The sequence below is a fragment of the Blautia sp. HCN-1074 genome, assembly GCF_037890165.1.
Classification (GTDB): Bacteria; Bacillota; Clostridia; order Lachnospirales; family Lachnospiraceae; genus Blautia_A.
Genome location: NZ_JBBKBP010000012.1, coordinates 74,273 through 93,088, shown reverse-complemented (window position 1 = coordinate 93,088; position 18,816 = coordinate 74,273). Strand labels below are relative to the sequence as shown.

The window sequence follows — 18,816 nt, the reverse complement described above, 5'->3', positions numbered from 1 at the left end:
TTTTCCTATCCACTCTGTAATTGCTTTTGTTTTGCAAAAAAAGTTCAAAATAAGAATAAAAAATTGACTTTATCATACAATATAGTTATAATGAGAATATGATTTTGTAAAAAGTAAGTAGAATGGAGGTGATAAAATGCTTCTGGAATTTAAAACCCAAAATTATAAATCTTTTGTGGAAGAGGCAAGTTTTTCGATGGTGGCTGCTCCAAAGCAAAAGGGATTAGATTATAGTCTGATGAAGACAAAAATAAAAGGAAAAGAAATAAAGGGATTGAGTTCTTCAGTTATTTATGGACCAAATGCAGCAGGTAAAACGAATATTATTGGTGCAATGGATGTATTACGGGCAATTGTTTTGAGAGGAAATATTAGAAATTCCGAAGAGAAATCCTCACCAAATCCGGCTGCATCGGCATTGGAATTGATTCCAAATAATAATGAACCGGAGTCTAAGCCTGTATGCTTTGATATAGAATTTTATGAGGAAGATGGAGAAGAGCATAAATTTAAAATACACTATAAATTGAAGATTGATCTTGGAACTTTTCTCGAAGAGGAATACCAAAGAAAAATTCTTGCAGAAGTATTGGAAGTCAATGGAAAAAGAATATTTGAACGTAAGGAAGACCTGAAAGTAGAGAACTTAAATGTAATCAAAGATTATTTATCTGATATAACAGAACAGAATGCAGGAAGCATAAATGAAATCGCCAAAAGCAGTTTGAATCAGGAAGAATTATTTTTGACGAATGGGTTTAAATTAATTTTTTCACCGAAATTCACAAAACTGATTGTTGATTGGTTTGCAAATAAATTCATGGTAATTTATCGTGCGGATTCGATGCAGTTGATTAAAAGATTTGCAGATCCGAAGAAAAAAGCAGCTTATGTTGAAAAGACAACCGATGAAGCAGCAAAATTATTCGGAATCAATTCAAATGCAATTGGGTATGTAGTGAGTGATGATGAGCCGGATGCGAAATTATATTCTATATTTAAAAATATGAAAGATCAGAAGACCACAGCAATTGCAGCAGATATTTTTGAATCTTATGGAACAATTCGTTTTATCAATATGTTTCCTCTTGTGATTAAAGCAATGCAGACGGGAGGAACATTAGTGGTAGATGAATTTGATGCATCGATTCATCCGATGGCATTGATGAGCATTATTAATGTCTTTCACAATGCTGATGTAAATATCCATCATGCGCAGCTCGTATTTAATACACATAATCCGATTTTTTTAAATTCAAACTTATTCCGGAGGGATGAGATTAAGTTTGTTGAAAGAGACGATGATACACATGACAGTGTTTTATATGCATTATCTGATTTTGGAACAACAGGTGATAAGGGTGTCCGTAAGCATGAAGATTATATGAGTAAATATTTTATCAGCCAGTATGGAGCAATAAAAGATATTGATTTCACACCGATTTTTGAGGAAATTTTATGTGATAAAAAAGAGGAATAGACATGTTAAAATTAAAAGATTCAAGCTGGATGGGAATTCTTATCTGTGAGTTTGGATTTTTATGCGCATATGAGAAGAACCGTAGCATTAATTGGTCAGGGTTCTTCTCATATATAGGACTGTATGACAATCTATACCGTCTGATATATAGAAAGTTTGCGAATCGCACACTTATTTTGACAAAGTCTCTATGATACATTTATGTTCTTTGGTATCTTTGTCATAGCTTATTCCAACGCCAAGTACTTTTCCTGTATATTTAGGTGTTTCACCAAGTTTTCCCTGAAATCTTAGGATATACTGTTTATCCTTGATCTGCTGAATAGCCTGTTCTGGAGAATGACCTACTTTTAATTCAAGGATAATACAGGTACCATTTGCCTTATATGGATAAAAGATAAAGTCAACAAAACCCTTGCCTGCTTTATCTTCCCGTTCAACACGGTATCTGTCCCGTGCGGAAAGATAAACCAGATTCACAATAGCAGACAGTTCTACTTCATTGTTATATGACAGAATTGGAGTTTCTGTATTATGTGCATACTGAAGAATCTCTGCCATTTTTTTCGTATCTCCTGACAGTGTTGCATTAAGCATCTGTTCCGAAATATGAGCCAGCTGATATACATAACCTAAACTTTTTTCGTTTTGGAGCAGTTCTTCATATTTCAGCATCAGTTCTCTGTTAGGAATATAAACTTTCCCGTCGGTAAACGTAAGCAGTCCATATACAACCATTGCAGAATATATTTGATTTCTGGTTTGAAAATTCATTGCAGATGCTGCAAATTCATCTATTTTTGCTGTAACGCCTTCGCCGGCAATCATCAGTGCCAGGTCATTTCGAATCTGATCAATATCATTACGGATATAATAAAATATCTCATCATAAGGTCCGGAACTGGTCCAGTAGTTAGACAGCTGGTTAAAGCTGAGAGCCATTACTACAGACCTTGGATTATACAAGCGTTTTCCAGCCACTGTGAAATACCCATCATACCATTCTTGCAGTCCCTTCCGTGATACGTGAGGATTCTCGCATGACTGACTGTATTTTTCATATAAATAGTCTACTTCATCATCTGTAAATCCAAAATATTCACCAAACATTTCCATGGATGTCATTTTGAATTCCATAAACATATTTAACTCTGATCCGCTGGAATATTTAGCAATTGGAAGAATACCTGTGATATATGCCAGTGCAACATAATCCTGATCTTTTAATAAAGCTTTCAGAAAAAGAATGTATGCTGCCTTATCTTTTTCGGTAATAAACGGCATATGGAATACCGCGTCCCACTCATCCATAATAAATACAAAAGAGCAATCCGACTGATCCGAGATCATTGAGAGCATGTCCCATACGGAAAGATCAGAATCTAAAGCAGATTCCGGATAAGCATTTAGCAGATCTTTTTTCAGTCCACTAATGATACGGTCTATATACTGCTGATAAGATACACAATTTTCTGGAAGTCTGCTGAAATCGATATAGATAATATCGTATTGATTTCGATATCTGGAATATCTTTCAGAAGAGGAGATCTTTAAGTGGTCAAAGATATCTGAAGAATTCCAGGATCTTCCAAGGAATGCACCAAGCATATTGGCCATGACTGTTTTTCCAAACCTGCGCGGTCTGGTGATACAGATATACTGAGTTTCTTCTTCCATACATCTTAATATATCGTCTAATATGCAGGACTTATCTATAAAATATGTTGTGTTGGATATCTTTTTATACCTTTTATATGGGTATGAATTATTCAAAAACATTGCCATATCTGCACTCACCTTCTTCATATTGATAATGGATAAAATGTTCCCTTAAATGGATTATAACATTGTTTAGGAATATTTGTCAGCATAAAGATTTCGACAAATCTGTCAGATAATTCTCAATTCCTTTTGCAATTCCCCTGACCATCTTTTTCTGGTAGGAAGTCTGTTGCATGAGTCGGTCTTCGGATGGGTTGCTCATATATCCCATTTCAATCAGTGTTGTCGGAACTTTGCTCCAGTTATTTCCAGACATGGAATCTGTTTCCCAGATATACTCTTTCCGGCATCCTGTGGCAGACACGTAAGCATTCAAAACGGCGTTAGACAGGGATTTATTCTTTTTGTACATGGACGCAATATAAGGGCTGTTTTTGGTGGTGCAGATAGTCATCGCTCCGGTTACATAGGAATTGTCACTTCCATTGGCATGCAGTCTGATATATGCATCTGCTTTTGCTTTATTTGCTATCCTGGCACGGTCGATGCAGCTTAATGCAACCTTACTGTTCGTGCGAGTCATGACTACTTTACAGCCCCTGTCCCGAAGTAAAGAGCGTAGCTGAAGTCCGATGTTTAATGTCAGCTTATATTCCTCCACACCAGTCGCAACGCCCTGCGTTCCGGAAGTGTCTTTTGACTTCGTCTGACTGGAACCAGGTCCGAGGGGCTCATAACCGCCTGCAACAATTCCGGAATGTCCGGGATCCAAAACGATAACCGGTGTCCAGACACCTTTACTGTCGATTTTTCTTCCCTGAATCGTCTGGCTGGTACGCATTCTTCCGGACAGCTTTGCAAAATAACGATAATGTTTTTTGATATAATTCCATCCTGTCAGCATCGTTCCGTCAGATGCAAAGCCATAATAATATTTACCGATTTTGTGCAGGCCAGTGAGCTTTGTACCATTTTGGTAATAATATTTCTTTCCATTCACCGTTTTCCATCCTGTAAATTCACTGCTCACAGAAGCCGCCTGAACGTCTTTAAAGCTTCCAGCTTGCAAAGACGTGACACAAAGTAAGAGGCACATCAGCCAAACTATCCATGTTTTCTTTTTTCTTTTCATAAATTTCATTCCCTTCTTTCTACTACTTTGTTATGTAGTTTTATTTTATCAGACGCAAAGCATACATACCAGTACAAAAAAGTCTTATATTACTTGATTTTATTGCGCCCACAGGCTATACTGGTCTGAACGATATTTGTAATAAATTTGGAGGATTTTTCACATGAAAATTGCAGTAACTTATGACAATGGAACTATTTTTCAGCACTTTGGAAAAACTGAGACTTTTAAGGTGTATGAGGTAGAAAACGATCAGATCGTTTCAAGCGAGATCATTGAATCTAACGGCAGCGGTCACGGTGCTTTAGCTGGATTACTTGCCGGACAGAATGTTGAAGTGCTGATCTGTGGCGGCATCGGAGGCGGAGCTCAGGCTGCTCTTGCAGATGCTGGAATCGAATTATACTCAGGTGTTCAGGGAGATGCGGATGAGGCGGTAGATTTTTATCTGAAAGGTGAATTAATTTCTTCTGGTGCAAACTGTGATCATCACCATGAAGACGGTCATTCCTGCGGTTCTCACGAAGAAGGACATTCCTGTGGAGAGAGCTGTGGCAGTGGCTGTGGCGGAAGTTGTGGAGCACAGAGTACCATCACTGGACGCAACGTGGGTAAAACCTGCCGTACACATTACAGAGGAACCTTTAATGACGGAACACAGTTTGATTCTTCCTATGACCGCGGAGAACCGCTGGAATTTATCTGCGGTGCTGGCCAGATGATCAAAGGATTTGACGCTGCTGTAGCAGATATGGAAGTTGGACAGATCGTAGATGTTCATCTGATGCCGGAAGAAGCTTATGGCATGGCTGATCCGAATGCAATCTTTACCATGGAAATCGCACAGCTTCCAGGTTCAGAAGACCTTACTGTAGGCCAGCAGGTATACCTGTCCAACCAGTACGGACAGCCATTCCCGGTTAAAGTAACCGCCAAGGACGAAAAGAATATCACCTTTGACGCCAACCATGAAATGGCTGGAAAAGAACTGAATTTCAGAATCGAACTGGTTGAAGTGAAATAAAACAAAATAAAATAAAAACAGATTACAGCTTTTGAGATAGCCCTTTAAAATTGGATTTCCAAATCTAATAATTGAGAAATTGGTACAGTTTATCCAAAAGCATGTAATCTGTTTTTATTTATTTTAATTCGTATTTGGTGATGTTCAGAGTGTCAGACCCCAATGCCTCTTGAACCGTCCAACCGGAAAGAGAGAGGACTGTACAGGGATGGAAACAGAGTTTATAACGCAGATGCCGTAGGCGTATATAATATCCTGAGAAAATATCACTCCGTATCCGGAGTAAAAAAAGAACTGTCCGTAACCGGACTGAAAACACCGGAAATAATAAAAGTAGCTGTATAGCTCTAAAGAGCAAACAGTAGTGGTGTCATGGATGCACCCTGAAAAAAGGCGGTATCATGCCTTAATTCAGATGCTCAGATAACTCAGTTGCCGAGTAATTCACACAGTTATAATGCTTTTTGCTTCTTTGATTCGAAATATTAAGATGCCAGAAAGAAGCGTTTAATCAAAGCTGGGATGTGCTTTGTCGAAAACTTAATCTGGCAAGTATAATCATGATTTGTTATAATATTTTGTATCAGTAATATATGGTTCTTAAAGAGAATGATAATGGCATGAAGGATATCTGAATCATGACAAGATCTAATATAATACTATTTTAAGAAGGGGTGATTTTCTGTTATGGGATTATATCTGAATCCAGGTAATGATGGATTTTTTGAATCGGTCTCATCAGAGATTTATATAGACAAAACAGGACTTATTCGGTATACAAATAGAGTGTTTCGTACCCGGCAGAAATTTATCTGTGTAAGCCGTCCACGACGGTTTGGAAAATCTATGGCGGCGGAAATGCTGGCAGCGTATTATCAACGAAATTGTAATTCCAAGGAATTATTTGCGGATAAGGACATATCGTCGGATTCTTCGTTTTTGATCCATTTAAATAAGTACAATACTATTTTTCTGAATATGCAGGATTTTTTCAGCCGTACCCACAATATAGATAAAATGTGTACCCTTCTTAGTAAATATGTGCTTCGTGATCTTTTACGTGAATATCCTGATCTGGACTATTTGAATCGGACGGACATTATTGATGTACTGCAGGAGATCTACAGTGAAAGCAGGATTCCGTTTGTCTTTATTATTGATGAATGGGACTGCATTTTCAGAGAAAACAAGAAGGATACGGAAGCGCAGAAAAAATATCTTGATTTTCTGCGTAATCTTTTAAAAGACAGAAATTATGTAGGACTAACCTATATGACGGGAATACTTCCAATCAAAAAATATGGCTCTCATTCTGCATTAAACATGTTTGATGAATTTTCCATGACAAATCCGGGCACTCTTGCTGAATATGTTGGTTTTACAGAGAAAGAAGTAAAAGGTCTGTGCAAACGGTTTGATATGGATTTTGATGAGACCAGACGCTGGTATGATGGTTATTATTTCAAAGAAATGGGACATATCTATAATCCACGTTCAGTTGTAAGTGCAATGCTGAACCGTTCCTTTGATAATTATTGGAATAAAACAGAAACCTTCGAGGCACTTCGGGATTATATTATTATGAACTATAAAGGGCTGAAGGAAAATATCATTGAATTGCTGGCCGGTAAAAGACAGCCTGTTGATGTCAGCTCGTTTAGTAATGACATGACGACCTTTTCGAGCGCCGATGACATATTGACATTATTTATCCATCTTGGATATCTTGGATATGATTTTTCAAAAAAAGAAGTATTTATTCCGAATAGTGAGATTACAACAGAGTTCGTTACCTCCATACGGGATGCAGGATGGCAGGAAGTAATTCTGGCGATAAAGAATTCTGAAGAATTGCTTCAGGCAACATGGAAAAGGGAAAATGAGACAGTCGCAGAGAAAATCCAGGAAGCACATTTTGAAACGTCTATACTGACATATAATGACGAAAATGCACTGGCATGCGTAATTTCTCTTGCATATTATAGCGCACGGACTTATTACACTGAAATAAGAGAGTTGCCGTCCGGAAAGGGTTTTGCAGATATTGTATATCTTCCGCGAAAAGAGCATCTGGATAAACCAGCTATGATCATTGAATTGAAATGGAATAAGGATGCAGAAAGTGCTATCAATCAGATAAAAGAGCGTAATTATCCACATACTTTAAAAGACTACCAGGGGAATCTGCTGATGGTAGGAATTAATTATAACCCGAAAACGAAAGTACATGAATGTCTGATTGAACGGTTAGCTATATAATCAAAAACATAAAAAATATCCAGACTGGACAGAAACTTATCTGCGTGGTCTGGATATTTAAGGTGCATATGCAGTCCGTCCCGTGTACTTACTTTGTTTTGCTTACACTGGAAAGATGTGGTAGAAATATTGTGGTCTGGCACTAATATCCTACGTCAAGAACGCCCGGAAAAATCTGGGAGTATATTCACTCTTGATTTCAACATATTTATTATTTATATCGTTGCCAAATAGCGTTTACCAATATTTCTCCACATAGCCAGCCGCATCTTCTTCTGATAATGAAAATACCTTCATTAGATTTTTCACTGTAACATCTTTACTGGCGTTAAAACTTTTACAGGTACTGATTGTTGCCTGGATACCCTCTAACCGTCCTTCTCACCTTCATTCATTAACTAATACTTTGCCAGAAGAGGAACAAAGTAAATTTATAACAGGGCAAAAATAGAAGGTAAAATCAATCAGGGACTTTTAGCAGCTCGCACATGCTGGTAAAAATGTGTCTCCTTATAATTTCCCAAAAGAAAGACTCCAGCCGAAATGACTGGAGCTTTCTTCTGGAAGTTCACACCCTAATTTTATATTTCTTTTATGGATCTTTTAGGAACGCTTCATTCTTTTTATTTATCCTTCAGAGTGTCAGACCTCAATGTGTTCTTCACTTCGATATAAAGAACATGGTGCCGCACTGTTCAGATAAAATCCCATATTATTGTCATCTCCCATTGGTTCAAATCTGTATCGTTTCTATCAGACATTCATGATGTTTATCAGATTTATTATAATTAATTCCAACAAGCAGCACAGTTCCAGAATAATTTTTTAATCCTTTAATATAGTTTTTATCTTTTATCTGTCTGATAGAACCAGTGGCTGTTTTATCCCATTTCAATTCTATTATCATTGCCGGCTTTTCCGGATATTGAATCCGAGGTAAATAAACAAGATCTGCAAACCCTTTTCCAGATGGAAGCTCCCGATATATGGAATAATAGCGCCGGACGCTGTAATAAGCAATGGATATCACACAGCTCAATGAAATTTCATTGTTATAGTTGAGAATAGAAGTAAATTCTTCATGAATATTATCAATTATCCGAGCGACTTTTTCGTTATTGCATGCTAGAGTATTTTCTAAAAGTTCTTCAGATATAGAGATAGCATGGATGACTTCATGCCATCCACTTGCTTTTATCGCACGGGCAAATTCAGCACGTACCTCTTCATTAGGGATGAATACTTCCTGTAAATCCATGTCGTATGCCAGATACCCCAAATGGATCAGAAGTGTCAATGCATCATCTTTGCTGTGAAAAGTTGTCATATCATTTTGAAAAGTTCCGGTATCAATCAGACAGTGGCCTCCGCCAAGCATGGCGATCACGGTATCTTTCAACCCGTCAAAATTCATATCGATATATGTTTTTAAAGCTTCATAAGTTTCGGTCTGTGTCCAGTAACTGTCAAAAGCTTCATTTCTCATGGCATCTACTACGGATTTAGGGCTGTATATATGTTCCGCTTTGCGAAATCTGTAGCCGTCATACCATCGTCTGGTTTCTTCAAAATCCATATTGTATTTTTGACAGAGATCCCTGACTTCCTCTTCTGTAAATCCGACATAAGATGCCAGATACTTCGGGTTTGTCATAGAAAATTCATCAAACATATTCAAAGCTGAATGTGTGCCATATTTTTTTATCGGAAGAATACCTGTCATATATGCAAGCTTAACATATACCTTATCTTTAAGAAGATCCCTCAAGAAATCCAGATACTTTGTCTGAGCATCAACATCTGATTTCTTTTCCCTGAAAACACAGTCCCATTCATCAATGATAAATACAAAACCCTTTCGATGTACGCTGTATATTTTTTCCAATGCGCTGGTGAGATGGGGTTCACTTTCTAATCCTAGATCAGGATACCTCTCTGCCAGTTCCTGAATAACCCTGAATTCCAGATATTCCACCATATTCAAGGCACAATCTGAACGACTTAGAAAACTCTGGATATTAAAGAAAAGGACATCATATTTATTTATATTTTGTTCAAAAGAAGAATCTACTGCGATCTTTAATTTGAAAAATAGAGGATGAGAATCTACACTGCTGTCATAATATGCAGAAAGCATTTCGGCCGTTATGGACTTTCCAAATCTGCGCGGACGGCTAATGCAGATGAATTTCTGTTTTGTACCCAATACACGATTTGTGTAATGGATCATATTTGATTTGTCTACATAAATTTCAGAATTTAAAGATTCCGCAAAAGCATCATTCCCTGGATTTAAATAAACGCCCATAACTGCCTCCCTTTGTTTTGTTACTATCACTATATCATACTCTCATTTTTATTTCTATAAAAGAATTAGTCGAAATTTTACGCATGAATCTGTCAGTTGGCAGGTATATTTAAAACTTTCTTTTGGAAATATTATTTTATTTTTTAAGGAAATTGCCTTTATGAAAAATTTAGAATTATTTTATTTGAAAATTAGATGGTCAGACCCTTCGGGTCTCCCAAAGGGAAAAGTATTTATTCCCAACAGGGAATTAATGTTCAAATACGAAGAACTTCTGCGTAGTGAGAAAAGTCTGGGTTATGTCTATCGTCTGGCTAATATTTCTGACCAGATGCTAAAAGCAACCCTGTCCGGTGACACAGATCGGATGGCTGAGATCCTGCAGCTGGCACACAATACAGAAACACCGATTCTTTCGTATAATAACGAAACGGAACTGGCTGCGGTAGTAAATCTGGTATATTTATCTGCCAGAGACCGATACCGGGTAGAACGTGAAGATAAAGCAGGTAAAGGATTTGTAGATTTTATTTTTTATCCGGAAAACCCGGCAGATACAGGGCTGATCCTGGAATTAAAGGCAGGTCACTCACCGGAAGAAGCAATCCGGCAGATCAGGGAAAAACAGTATGCGCTCCGCTTTAAGGGAAAGCCTGGGGAAAAGGAAAGATACACCGGACAAATCCTGGGTGTGGGAATCAGTTATAATAAAGACACAAAAGAACATCATTGTAAAATAGAACAACTGTAATAGCAACCATTCATGATAAAAACCATCCTGACTATGTACATTATTCATATAGCTGGGATGGTTTTATGTGTGGGTAAGGAATTCTATGTTATACAAATTTTAGAATTATTTTATGTGGAGATTATTATCTTTCCGGTTATTTTCGATGGTCAGACCCCTCTAGGCGTTAAAAAGAAGGGACTTCCGATCTTTCCATACGGGTCATAGAAGTAGTGCTGGATGATGGAAGCAGGGAATACCTTGCTACAAACCTGTTTGATCCTGCCATTACAAAAGATATGTTTAAGGAACTTTATTTTCAGCGCTGGCCGGTGGAATTAAAATACAAAGAATTAAAGAGCCGCTTTGCTATGGAAGAGTTTTCCGGTGCTACTGCAACTTCTATCATTCAGGAATTTTATATCAATATGCTTCTTTCAAATCTTGTTTCCCTTATCAAGAATGACGCAGATGAAGAAATAGACATCACTTCCAAAAGTTCCAATAAATTTCGTTATCAGGCTAATCGCGCATTTATCATCGGACGGATCAAGATCATCTTTCCAAAGATTCTCTGTGATCTGTCTGAACTCCCAGTTATTGAGAAGCTGTACAAAGAAGCTGTCCGGTGCCGTTCACAGATCCTTCCCGGAAGATCATTTCCAAGAAAAAAATTAAAGTCAAAAGGACGTTCACATTTTAGAAATAAGAAAGCTACCTTGTAAATAAAAACACTGTCACATTTAAGCTTTATTTAAGTGCGCCTTTTTGGTGAATTTCCTAACTGGTTGAGGATTAATCCTGCATTTTTGCGGTAAACCATAGTATATAATTAGGATAAAATCTGACGATTTTCCTTAAGTTGACGGTAAATTGACCACATTGAGGTCAGACCCCAATGTCTCTCCGAAGCAAAGTATTCAGCAAATGGTCTGGTACAAAAACTGTAACGGTAAAATAATCCATTTGGGTATTCATACAGATTCCTAAAAAGGGAACCCCGGTCAATCAAGGCCGGGGTTCTTCTCATGTACGCCTGACAGCGCACACTGTTTTTTATATTTCCTAAAAAAGAAAGACTCCAGCTAAAATGGCTGGAGTCTTCTTTTTAGGAATCTGTATTTAATTACCCAAATGGATTATTTTACATTTACTTTTTTAACGTTTGACCACTGGCTGAATACTTTCTTGCCATCTTCAGAAGTTTTGTTGAATGCGTGGAGACCTGCATAGTAGGTTCCTTTCTTCACATTCTTGAATGTTGCTGTTACAACATTACCTTTGATGTTCTTCTTAACAAGTTTTCCGTATTCTACCGGACGTGTTTCTCCGTTAACTTTCTTTGTAGATGTTCCGAGAACTACATCATATCCATCAGCATTGGATGCTTTTGTATATGTTACAGTTACAGTAGAACCTTTTACTTTAACGCTTGTGATCACTGGCTGGGATGGTGTGATTGCGCTTACAGAGAATGGGTAAGCATTGGACCATTCACCGAATACTTTCTTACCATTAGCGTCACGTTTCCAAGCGTGGCAGTATGCATAGTATGTTCCCTGACCAACATATTCGAAAGTAGTGCTAGTCTTAACCTGATTTTTGTTTACTGCATCGTAATCTTTGTTTGTGATGCAGTCACGGTCTGTAGAGATTACATAATCATAACCAGCAGCGCCTTCAACTTCACCGGAAAGGATCACGGTTGCTTTGTTACCAACAACTTTAACATTGCTGATCATTGGAGCACCAACTGTTACAGCTTCACCACCTACATTAACTTCTTTGGAACCAACATAATACTGATTTCCAGTTGTTGCAGTTACAGTAGCAGTTTTCTTGTCATCGCTTAATGTAACTGTGAAGTCTTTGTTGTCAACTTTAAGGTTGCCATTCATAACTGTAAGAACTGGTTCTCCCTTAGCGTCAAGATCAACTTTGATGTCAAGATTTGCTACATTTTTCTTAACAATCTTCCATGTTCCTGTTGCATAATTTCCTTTTGACTGATCTTGGTAAACGCCCTTTCCTTTTACTGTCCATGTATAAGTTGTTGCACTTGGAGCAGTTCCGGCGCTTACCGGAGTCAAGGTTACAGTATAATCTTTATCTTTAACCAGAACTTTGTCACCATCACGAACTACAATAGTAGGCTCAGCAACCATGTTTGGTCCGGCATATTCAGCATCCGTTACAGTAACTTCTTTTTCTGTGAAATACAGTTTGGACTCAATAGTGAAGTCTTTAGAAGCAGCAACGTTTTTAATTTCAACTTCTTTACCAGTTGAAAGATCTGTTGCAGTACCAGCTGCCTTATAATTTCCTTTGGCTACAACGATAACTTTTGCTCCGCCTGCACCGGTTGTATTGTTTACATACTGAATTTCGTAATCATCACTTGTTACCTTCTTGTTTCCGGTAACAGATGGTGTAAATACAACTTTGGCAAATGTTTTTTCTGTTCCATCGTATGTGAAATTCTGAGCTCCGGTTAACTCAATACCGTTTGCATTGTATACTTTGATAGTTCCGGTTAATGTTGCCTGTGCAATATCAAATGTTGCGTTCTTTGTTGTTCCGGATGTAAAGTTTTTATTGTCTTTTACAGGAGCTAATACAAGGCTTCCTGCATCTTTACCAGCATTAATGTTTTCGCCATATCCTGTAATCTGGAACTGGGATTTAACATCAACATCACCTAATTTAACATCAATATCAGCTAACTTAGGCTGGATAGAGTCACCTGTATATTCAGCGTTTTTGTATGTAACAGTTACTTTGTCAGCACTTACAGGTACAACATTGAATTTAGCTGTAGCATCAATTTTGCTGTTGTAAGTTCCGGCACCAGTGATTACCAATGTTGCTTCTCCAACATCTTTTCCGCCAATTGTATTCTTTACAATATAATCTGTTCCTTCTTTAAGAAGTTTATCGCCATCGTATACTTTGTATTCAGGTACAATTGCTTTGCCAGTATAATCATAGGAAGTCTTATCCATCTTGATATTTGCGGATGTTAATGTTTTTCCTACAATTGTGCTTGTTTCATCGGTTACTGTATCAGAAGTAAGACCATAGTTAGTTACAGCATCTTTACTATACTTAATTGTTGCAACGATCTTATTACCTAATACATTTTCTGCAACTCCTGATGTATTTTTCTTAATAGCATAAGTAACGGTATAATCTGTACCTTCTTTTAATGTCCAGGTCTTCTTATCTCCATTTTCAGCTGTAATAGTTACTGTTGGAGCGTAATCTTTATCTGTTGCGCCTTCTTTATATTCTACATCTGTAACTTCTGTCTTCTTAATTGTTGCAGGTGTAATTGCAAACTTATACTCTTTAACAGATCCTGCATATGTATTTTTACCGACGATACGAACAATACCTGCTTCAGATCCTGCATTTACGTTTGTGCCAAATTCTACAGTATACTGATTCTGATCAAGATACTGAGTTGTTCCTTTTTTGTAAATATGTCCGACAAATTTGGTTGTATCTTTAGTGATCTGTGAACCTGTGTAATAAGCAGCTTTAGCTAATTCAGCCTGTGCGGTAGCATCCAGTTCAATTGCGTCTGAAATATCAGATGCATATAATGTAAGGGTTGCTGATGCAGAACCTGTTACATTTTTTGTTCCGGATTTAGGTCCGACTGTTACTGTATATGTTCCGGATGCGATTGCATTTGCTGGAACAGTAACTGCAATATCACTATCTGTTAAAGGTAATACATTACCTTTTGCATCTTTAATTGTTAAATCACTTGCAGTCAAAGCAACAGCTTTATTATCTGTGGATGCCGGTTTAGCTTTAACTGTTACAGTACATTTGCTAAGATCACGGGCAACAACATTATATTTTCCTTCAACCTTAGTTGTTAATGTTCCGCTGTAATTCTCGAACTTGCTCATATCAATTTCAGCATTTGCTTCATAAGAACCTACTTCTTTAGAAGCAGTAGTTGGAGTTACAGATTTTACAGCACCGTCAATTGTTTTTCCATTAACGTCCTGAACACGGATATCAGTAGTTTCTGGTTTAACATCAGATCCTGTATATTCGAATGAATTATTGATATAGCTTAATTTGAAATCTTCTGCTGTTGCTTTTTTCTGTCCGATTGTATATTCTGTTGTAACAGATCCAGTATATAATTTTGAATCAGTTACTGTAACAGTTACTGTAACTTTAGACCCTTTGTTAATTAAGTCAGGTGAGCCTGTATAGTCAACACTGTATTTTCCTGTGGTTTCAAAGTCTGTCGGCATAGTTACATTTACATCTGCTTTTACTTCTTTTCCGGTATATCCTGTTTCAGCACCTGCTTTCAGAGCAACACTTGCACCGGCATCTTTGATGTTTTTGGCAACTACGGCAATTGCAGAAGAAGTATATGTCCAATCTCCGTTGTCGTCCCACATAAATAATGTGTAGGAATTTCCTACGCATTCCGCAGCTGTTGGCAGATTAATTGTGAAGTTTCCTTTTGCATCTACTGTTACAGCAGTTCCAGCGTCTGTTGCTAATCCGGTAGCAGTATCTTTCCATGTGTATTTCAGACCTGTTACAGATGTAGTCTCAACACCAGTCTGTTTGATATTGCCTGTTACAGTATCTGAATTTCCCCATGCAACAGAAGTTGGAAGTTCTTTGTCTAATTTAACAGTCCAAGCATCCCCTGTAGCCTGTGCATCTACAGCGTCTGTTGTATTATCTTCAACAACTGGAGCTTCTGCTTCAGATGTGAATGTAGCGTCTGTTCCGTCACTGAACTCAGCAGCCCATACTGGAACGTTTGAGGTTGCCAGCATTGCAACGACGAGAGACATACTTAAGGTTTTCTTAGCCATGCCTTTCTTCGTATTTTTAATCTTTGTCATGATTATAGTTCCCCTTTCCTTAATATAACTATTTCTTTTTGGGTAAAGATTCCTAGACATAATCTGTCTGTTATGGTTAATAATAGTGCTTTAGCCAGTTTTTGTCAAGGGTAATGCTCAAGAATTTTACGATTTTTTTAAATTTCGCGCACTTCAAAAGCATTTATTTTCCTTGATTTTTCATGTTTGAATTCTATAATTTGTTACAAATATGGTGAGTTTTTCTTCTATATCACAAGATGATGTATTATCTGTCTTATCATCCAAAAATAGCAGAGAACCTTATCTGATTCTCTGCCATTTATTCATTTTACAACTACAGTTCTTCTTTTATCTTTTTTATCTGTTCCAACGATAACTGTGTATCGTTCGCAATTTCTTCCAAACTACAATTACCTCTCTTAAGCATACGAATTGCTACTTCTGTTTTTACCTCATCTTTTGCTTCTGCTTCTAGCTCATCTTTATACTTATCTCTTATTTTCTTTATAAATTTATCCGTTTCCAATTCCAATACTTTTCCACCCATAACTTGATCAACCCCTTTCTTTGTATCTCTGAATTTTTCATTTTCCGTAAAAGAACTATTTGTTCTACATTCTTTTATAAAAAAGCCTCTGCCTATACATTTTACAACTGTATCGCCAGAGGCTTTCCTGACTTATATAGAAGCATTTTCTTCTATAATAAAGCAAATAAAGCAATATAGAATCCAATTCTTCTAAATAAGCATATTATTTCTTTCTAACAATAACCTTATCCAGATGCCAGATATCATCCACATATTCCTGAATTGTTCTATCAGATGTGAATTTACCGCTGCATGCTGTATTGAGAAGGGCTTTCTTTGCCCAGCCTTTTTCATCTCTGTAGGCTGCTTCTACGCGTTTCTGTGCGTCTGCGTAGGAGCGGAAGTCTGCGAGGATGAAGTAGCGGTCTGCTCTGTCTGTGTTCTTTGTGTTGAGGAGTGAATCGTACAGGTCACGGAAGAGTTCTGTATCGCTGGAGAAGGTTCCGTTGATAAGCTGCATCAGTACCTGACGGATTTCTTCATCTGTGTTGTAGATTACGTTTGGATCGTATCCGCCGTTGTTTTCGTAGTTAATGACTTCATCGGAGCTTAAACCGAAGATGAATGCGTTTTCTGCTCCAACTTCTTCTACGATCTCTACGTTAGCACCGTCCATGGTTCCAAGTGTCGGAGCACCGTTGAGCATGAATTTCATGTTACCTGTTCCGGATGCTTCTTTACTTGCTGTGGAGATCTGCTCGGATACGTCTGCTGCTGCGAAGATCCACTCAGCGTTTGATACTCTGTAGTTTTCGATGAATACAACTTTGATCTTTCCGTTGATGGAAGCGTCGTTGTTTACTACATCTGCTACGGAGTTGATGAGTTTGATGATCTTCTTGGCTGTTGCGTAACCTGCGGACGCTTTGGCACCGAAGATAAATGTTCTTGGATAGAATTCCATTTCCGGATGCATCTTTATCTGATTGTACAGATAGATTACATGCAGGATGTTCAGGAGCTGACGTTTGTACTCGTGAAGTCTCTTAACCTGTACATCGAAGATGGAGTGCGGGTCTACTTCTACGCCGTTGTGCTCGAGGATGTATTTTGCAAGACGCTCTTTGTTCTTGAACTTGATGTTCATGAATTCCTGGAGTGCTTTGTCATCATCTGCGTAAACTGCCAGTTTCTTTAACTGTGGAAGGTCTGTGATCCAGTCCGGTCCGATGTGCTCTGTGATCCAGTCTGCAAGGAGTGGATTTGCGTGAAGCAGGAAACGTCTCTGAGTGATACCGTTGGTCTTGTTGTTGAATTTCTGTGGCATCAATTCATAGAAGTCTTTTAATTCCTGATTCTTCAGGATCTCTGTATGAAGGCGTGCAACACCGTTTACAGAGTAGCCTGCTGCGATTGCAAGGTGAGCCATCTTAACCTGTCCATCGTAGATGATTGCCATCTTTTTGATCTTCTCGTAGTTTCCCGGATATTTTGCCTGGATTTCGAGAATGAAACGACGGTTAATCTCTTCGATGATCTGGTATACACGTGGAAGCAGTCTGGAGAAGAGCTCGATCGGCCATTTCTCAAGTGCTTCGGACATGATGGTATGGTTTGTGTAAGCAACGGATTTGGTTGTTACTTCCCATGCTTCGTCCCAGCCAAGTCCTTCTTCGTCCATGAGGATACGCATTAACTCTGCTACTGCTACAGTTGGATGTGTATCGTTCATCTGGAAGGTTACTTTTTCATATAATTTCTTAATGTCGCTGTGTTTCTTCTTATATTTATCGATTGCTGCCTGTAAACTTGCAGATACGAAGAAGTACTGCTGTTTCAGTCTCAGCTCTTTACCTGCATAGTGGTTGTCGTTCGGGTAAAGGACTTCTACGATGTTGCGGGCAAGGTTCTCCTGCTCTACAGCTTTCTTGTAATCACCTTTGTCAAAGGAATCCAGCTCGAAGTCTACGATCGGTTCTGCATCCCAGATACGAAGTGTATTTACCACGTCGTTGTCATAACCTGTGATCGGCATATCATAAGGAATGGCTTTTACTGCCTGATATCCTTCATGGATAAATTTATTTCCGCCTTTTTCAGGATCGTATTCTACTCTTACATATCCGCCGAAGTGTACTTCTTTGGCATATTCCGGACGGCGAAGTTCGAATGGGTAGCCGTTCTTTAACCAGTTGTCCGGTACTTCGATCTGGTAACCGTTTTCAATTTTCTGTTTGAACATTCCGTAGTGATAACGGATTCCGCATCCATATGCAGAGTAGTTTAATGTTGCGAGAGAATCAAGGAAGCATGCAGCAAGTCTTCCCAGACCACCGTTTCCAAGTGCCGGGTCCGGTTCCTGATCTTCGATGCAGTTGAGATCGAATCCCAGTTCATCAAGGGCTTCTTTTACTTCGCCATATGCGCAAAGGTTGATCAGGTTGTTTCCAAGGGCACGTCCCATCAGGAATTCCATGGACATGTAGTATACAGTTTTTGGATCCTGCTCGTCGTATGCTTTCTGTGTTTCAAGCCAGTTATCGATGATAACGTCTTTTACTGTGTAGCTTACTGCCTGGAAAATCTGCTCCTGTGTAGCTTCTTCAATTGTTTTTCGATAGAGGAATTTTACGTTGTCTTTTACGCTTTTCTTGAATGCCTCTTTCTTGAACATTTCGTTTGTCATTACATACCTCCCGTAATCTGGTTTCCGTTACTGTTTCGTTCTCTGCAAAAAATATTGCAGGGAAGATCCGCAAAC

General features: G+C 38.2%; 12 protein-coding genes. 6 read left to right on the top strand and 6 right to left on the bottom strand.

Translation table 11 applies throughout. The annotated features are described in order from the left end of the window. Positions 1-136 precede the first annotated feature (136 nt). Positions 137-1,480 carry an AAA family ATPase gene (locus tag WKT11_RS11580; protein WP_118516639.1) on the top strand — a complete coding sequence of 448 codons (1,344 nt, stop codon included), beginning with the start codon at positions 137-139 and terminating at the stop codon, positions 1,478-1,480. Between the two features lie 171 nt (positions 1,481-1,651). Here the strand turns inward: WKT11_RS11580 and WKT11_RS11575 are convergent, their stop codons facing one another. Next, a complete protein-coding gene (locus WKT11_RS11575) occupies positions 1,652-3,259 on the bottom strand; it encodes an AAA family ATPase (RefSeq protein WP_340284427.1) in 1,608 nt (535 codons plus the stop codon). A gap of 85 nt (positions 3,260-3,344) precedes the next feature. Next, positions 3,345-4,334, bottom strand: coding sequence for an N-acetylmuramoyl-L-alanine amidase (locus WKT11_RS11570; RefSeq protein ID WP_118419968.1), 990 nt, complete (start codon positions 4,332-4,334; stop codon positions 3,345-3,347). A gap of 163 nt (positions 4,335-4,497) precedes the next feature. Between WKT11_RS11570 and WKT11_RS11565 the strand changes: the two genes are divergently transcribed. The 3 genes from WKT11_RS11565 to WKT11_RS11555 all read left to right on the top strand — a co-directional run bounded on the left by WKT11_RS11565 (position 4,498) and on the right by WKT11_RS11555 (position 7,617). Then, positions 4,498-5,358: an FKBP-type peptidyl-prolyl cis-trans isomerase gene (locus tag WKT11_RS11565; RefSeq protein WP_117846219.1), complete on the top strand. Its 861-nt coding sequence runs from the start codon at positions 4,498-4,500 to the stop codon at positions 5,356-5,358. A gap of 162 nt (positions 5,359-5,520) precedes the next feature. Then, a complete protein-coding gene (locus WKT11_RS11560) occupies positions 5,521-5,703 on the top strand; it encodes a hypothetical protein (protein WP_242986901.1) in 183 nt (60 codons plus the stop codon). 342 nt (positions 5,704-6,045) lie between these two features. Further along, complete coding sequence (locus WKT11_RS11555; RefSeq protein ID WP_118516642.1) at positions 6,046-7,617, top strand: AAA family ATPase; 1,572 nt, start codon at positions 6,046-6,048, stop codon at positions 7,615-7,617. A 733-nt stretch (positions 7,618-8,350) separates the two neighbouring features. Here WKT11_RS11555 and WKT11_RS11550 read toward each other — a convergent pair. Continuing rightward, a complete protein-coding gene (locus WKT11_RS11550) occupies positions 8,351-9,925 on the bottom strand; it encodes an AAA family ATPase (RefSeq protein WP_118516643.1) in 1,575 nt (524 codons plus the stop codon). Between the two features lie 160 nt (positions 9,926-10,085). Here WKT11_RS11550 and WKT11_RS11545 point away from each other — a divergent pair, with 160 nt between their 5' ends. Continuing rightward, positions 10,086-10,676 (top strand): PD-(D/E)XK nuclease domain-containing protein, encoded by a 591-nt coding sequence (locus WKT11_RS11545; protein ID WP_330489847.1) that lies wholly within the window; start codon positions 10,086-10,088, stop codon positions 10,674-10,676. Between the two features lie 212 nt (positions 10,677-10,888). Further along, a complete protein-coding gene (locus WKT11_RS11540) occupies positions 10,889-11,380 on the top strand; it encodes a hypothetical protein (protein WP_181993324.1) in 492 nt (163 codons plus the stop codon). Between the two features lie 414 nt (positions 11,381-11,794). On the opposite strand, the gene WKT11_RS11535 is transcribed toward WKT11_RS11540, so the two are convergent. From WKT11_RS11535 to WKT11_RS11525, 3 genes are all read right to left on the bottom strand, one after another. Further along, positions 11,795-15,544, bottom strand: coding sequence for a hypothetical protein (locus WKT11_RS11535; protein ID WP_117887224.1), 3,750 nt, complete (start codon positions 15,542-15,544; stop codon positions 11,795-11,797). Positions 15,545-15,860: 316 nt separating this feature from the next. Then, positions 15,861-16,073, bottom strand: a complete 213-nt coding sequence (locus tag WKT11_RS11530) for a hypothetical protein (RefSeq protein ID WP_118137464.1) — start codon at positions 16,071-16,073, stop codon at positions 15,861-15,863. A gap of 205 nt (positions 16,074-16,278) precedes the next feature. Next, entirely contained in the window at positions 16,279-18,741 is a 2,463-nt protein-coding gene (locus WKT11_RS11525; protein ID WP_118247627.1) for a glycogen/starch/alpha-glucan phosphorylase, read from the bottom strand. Between the last annotated feature and the right edge of the window lie 75 nt (positions 18,742-18,816).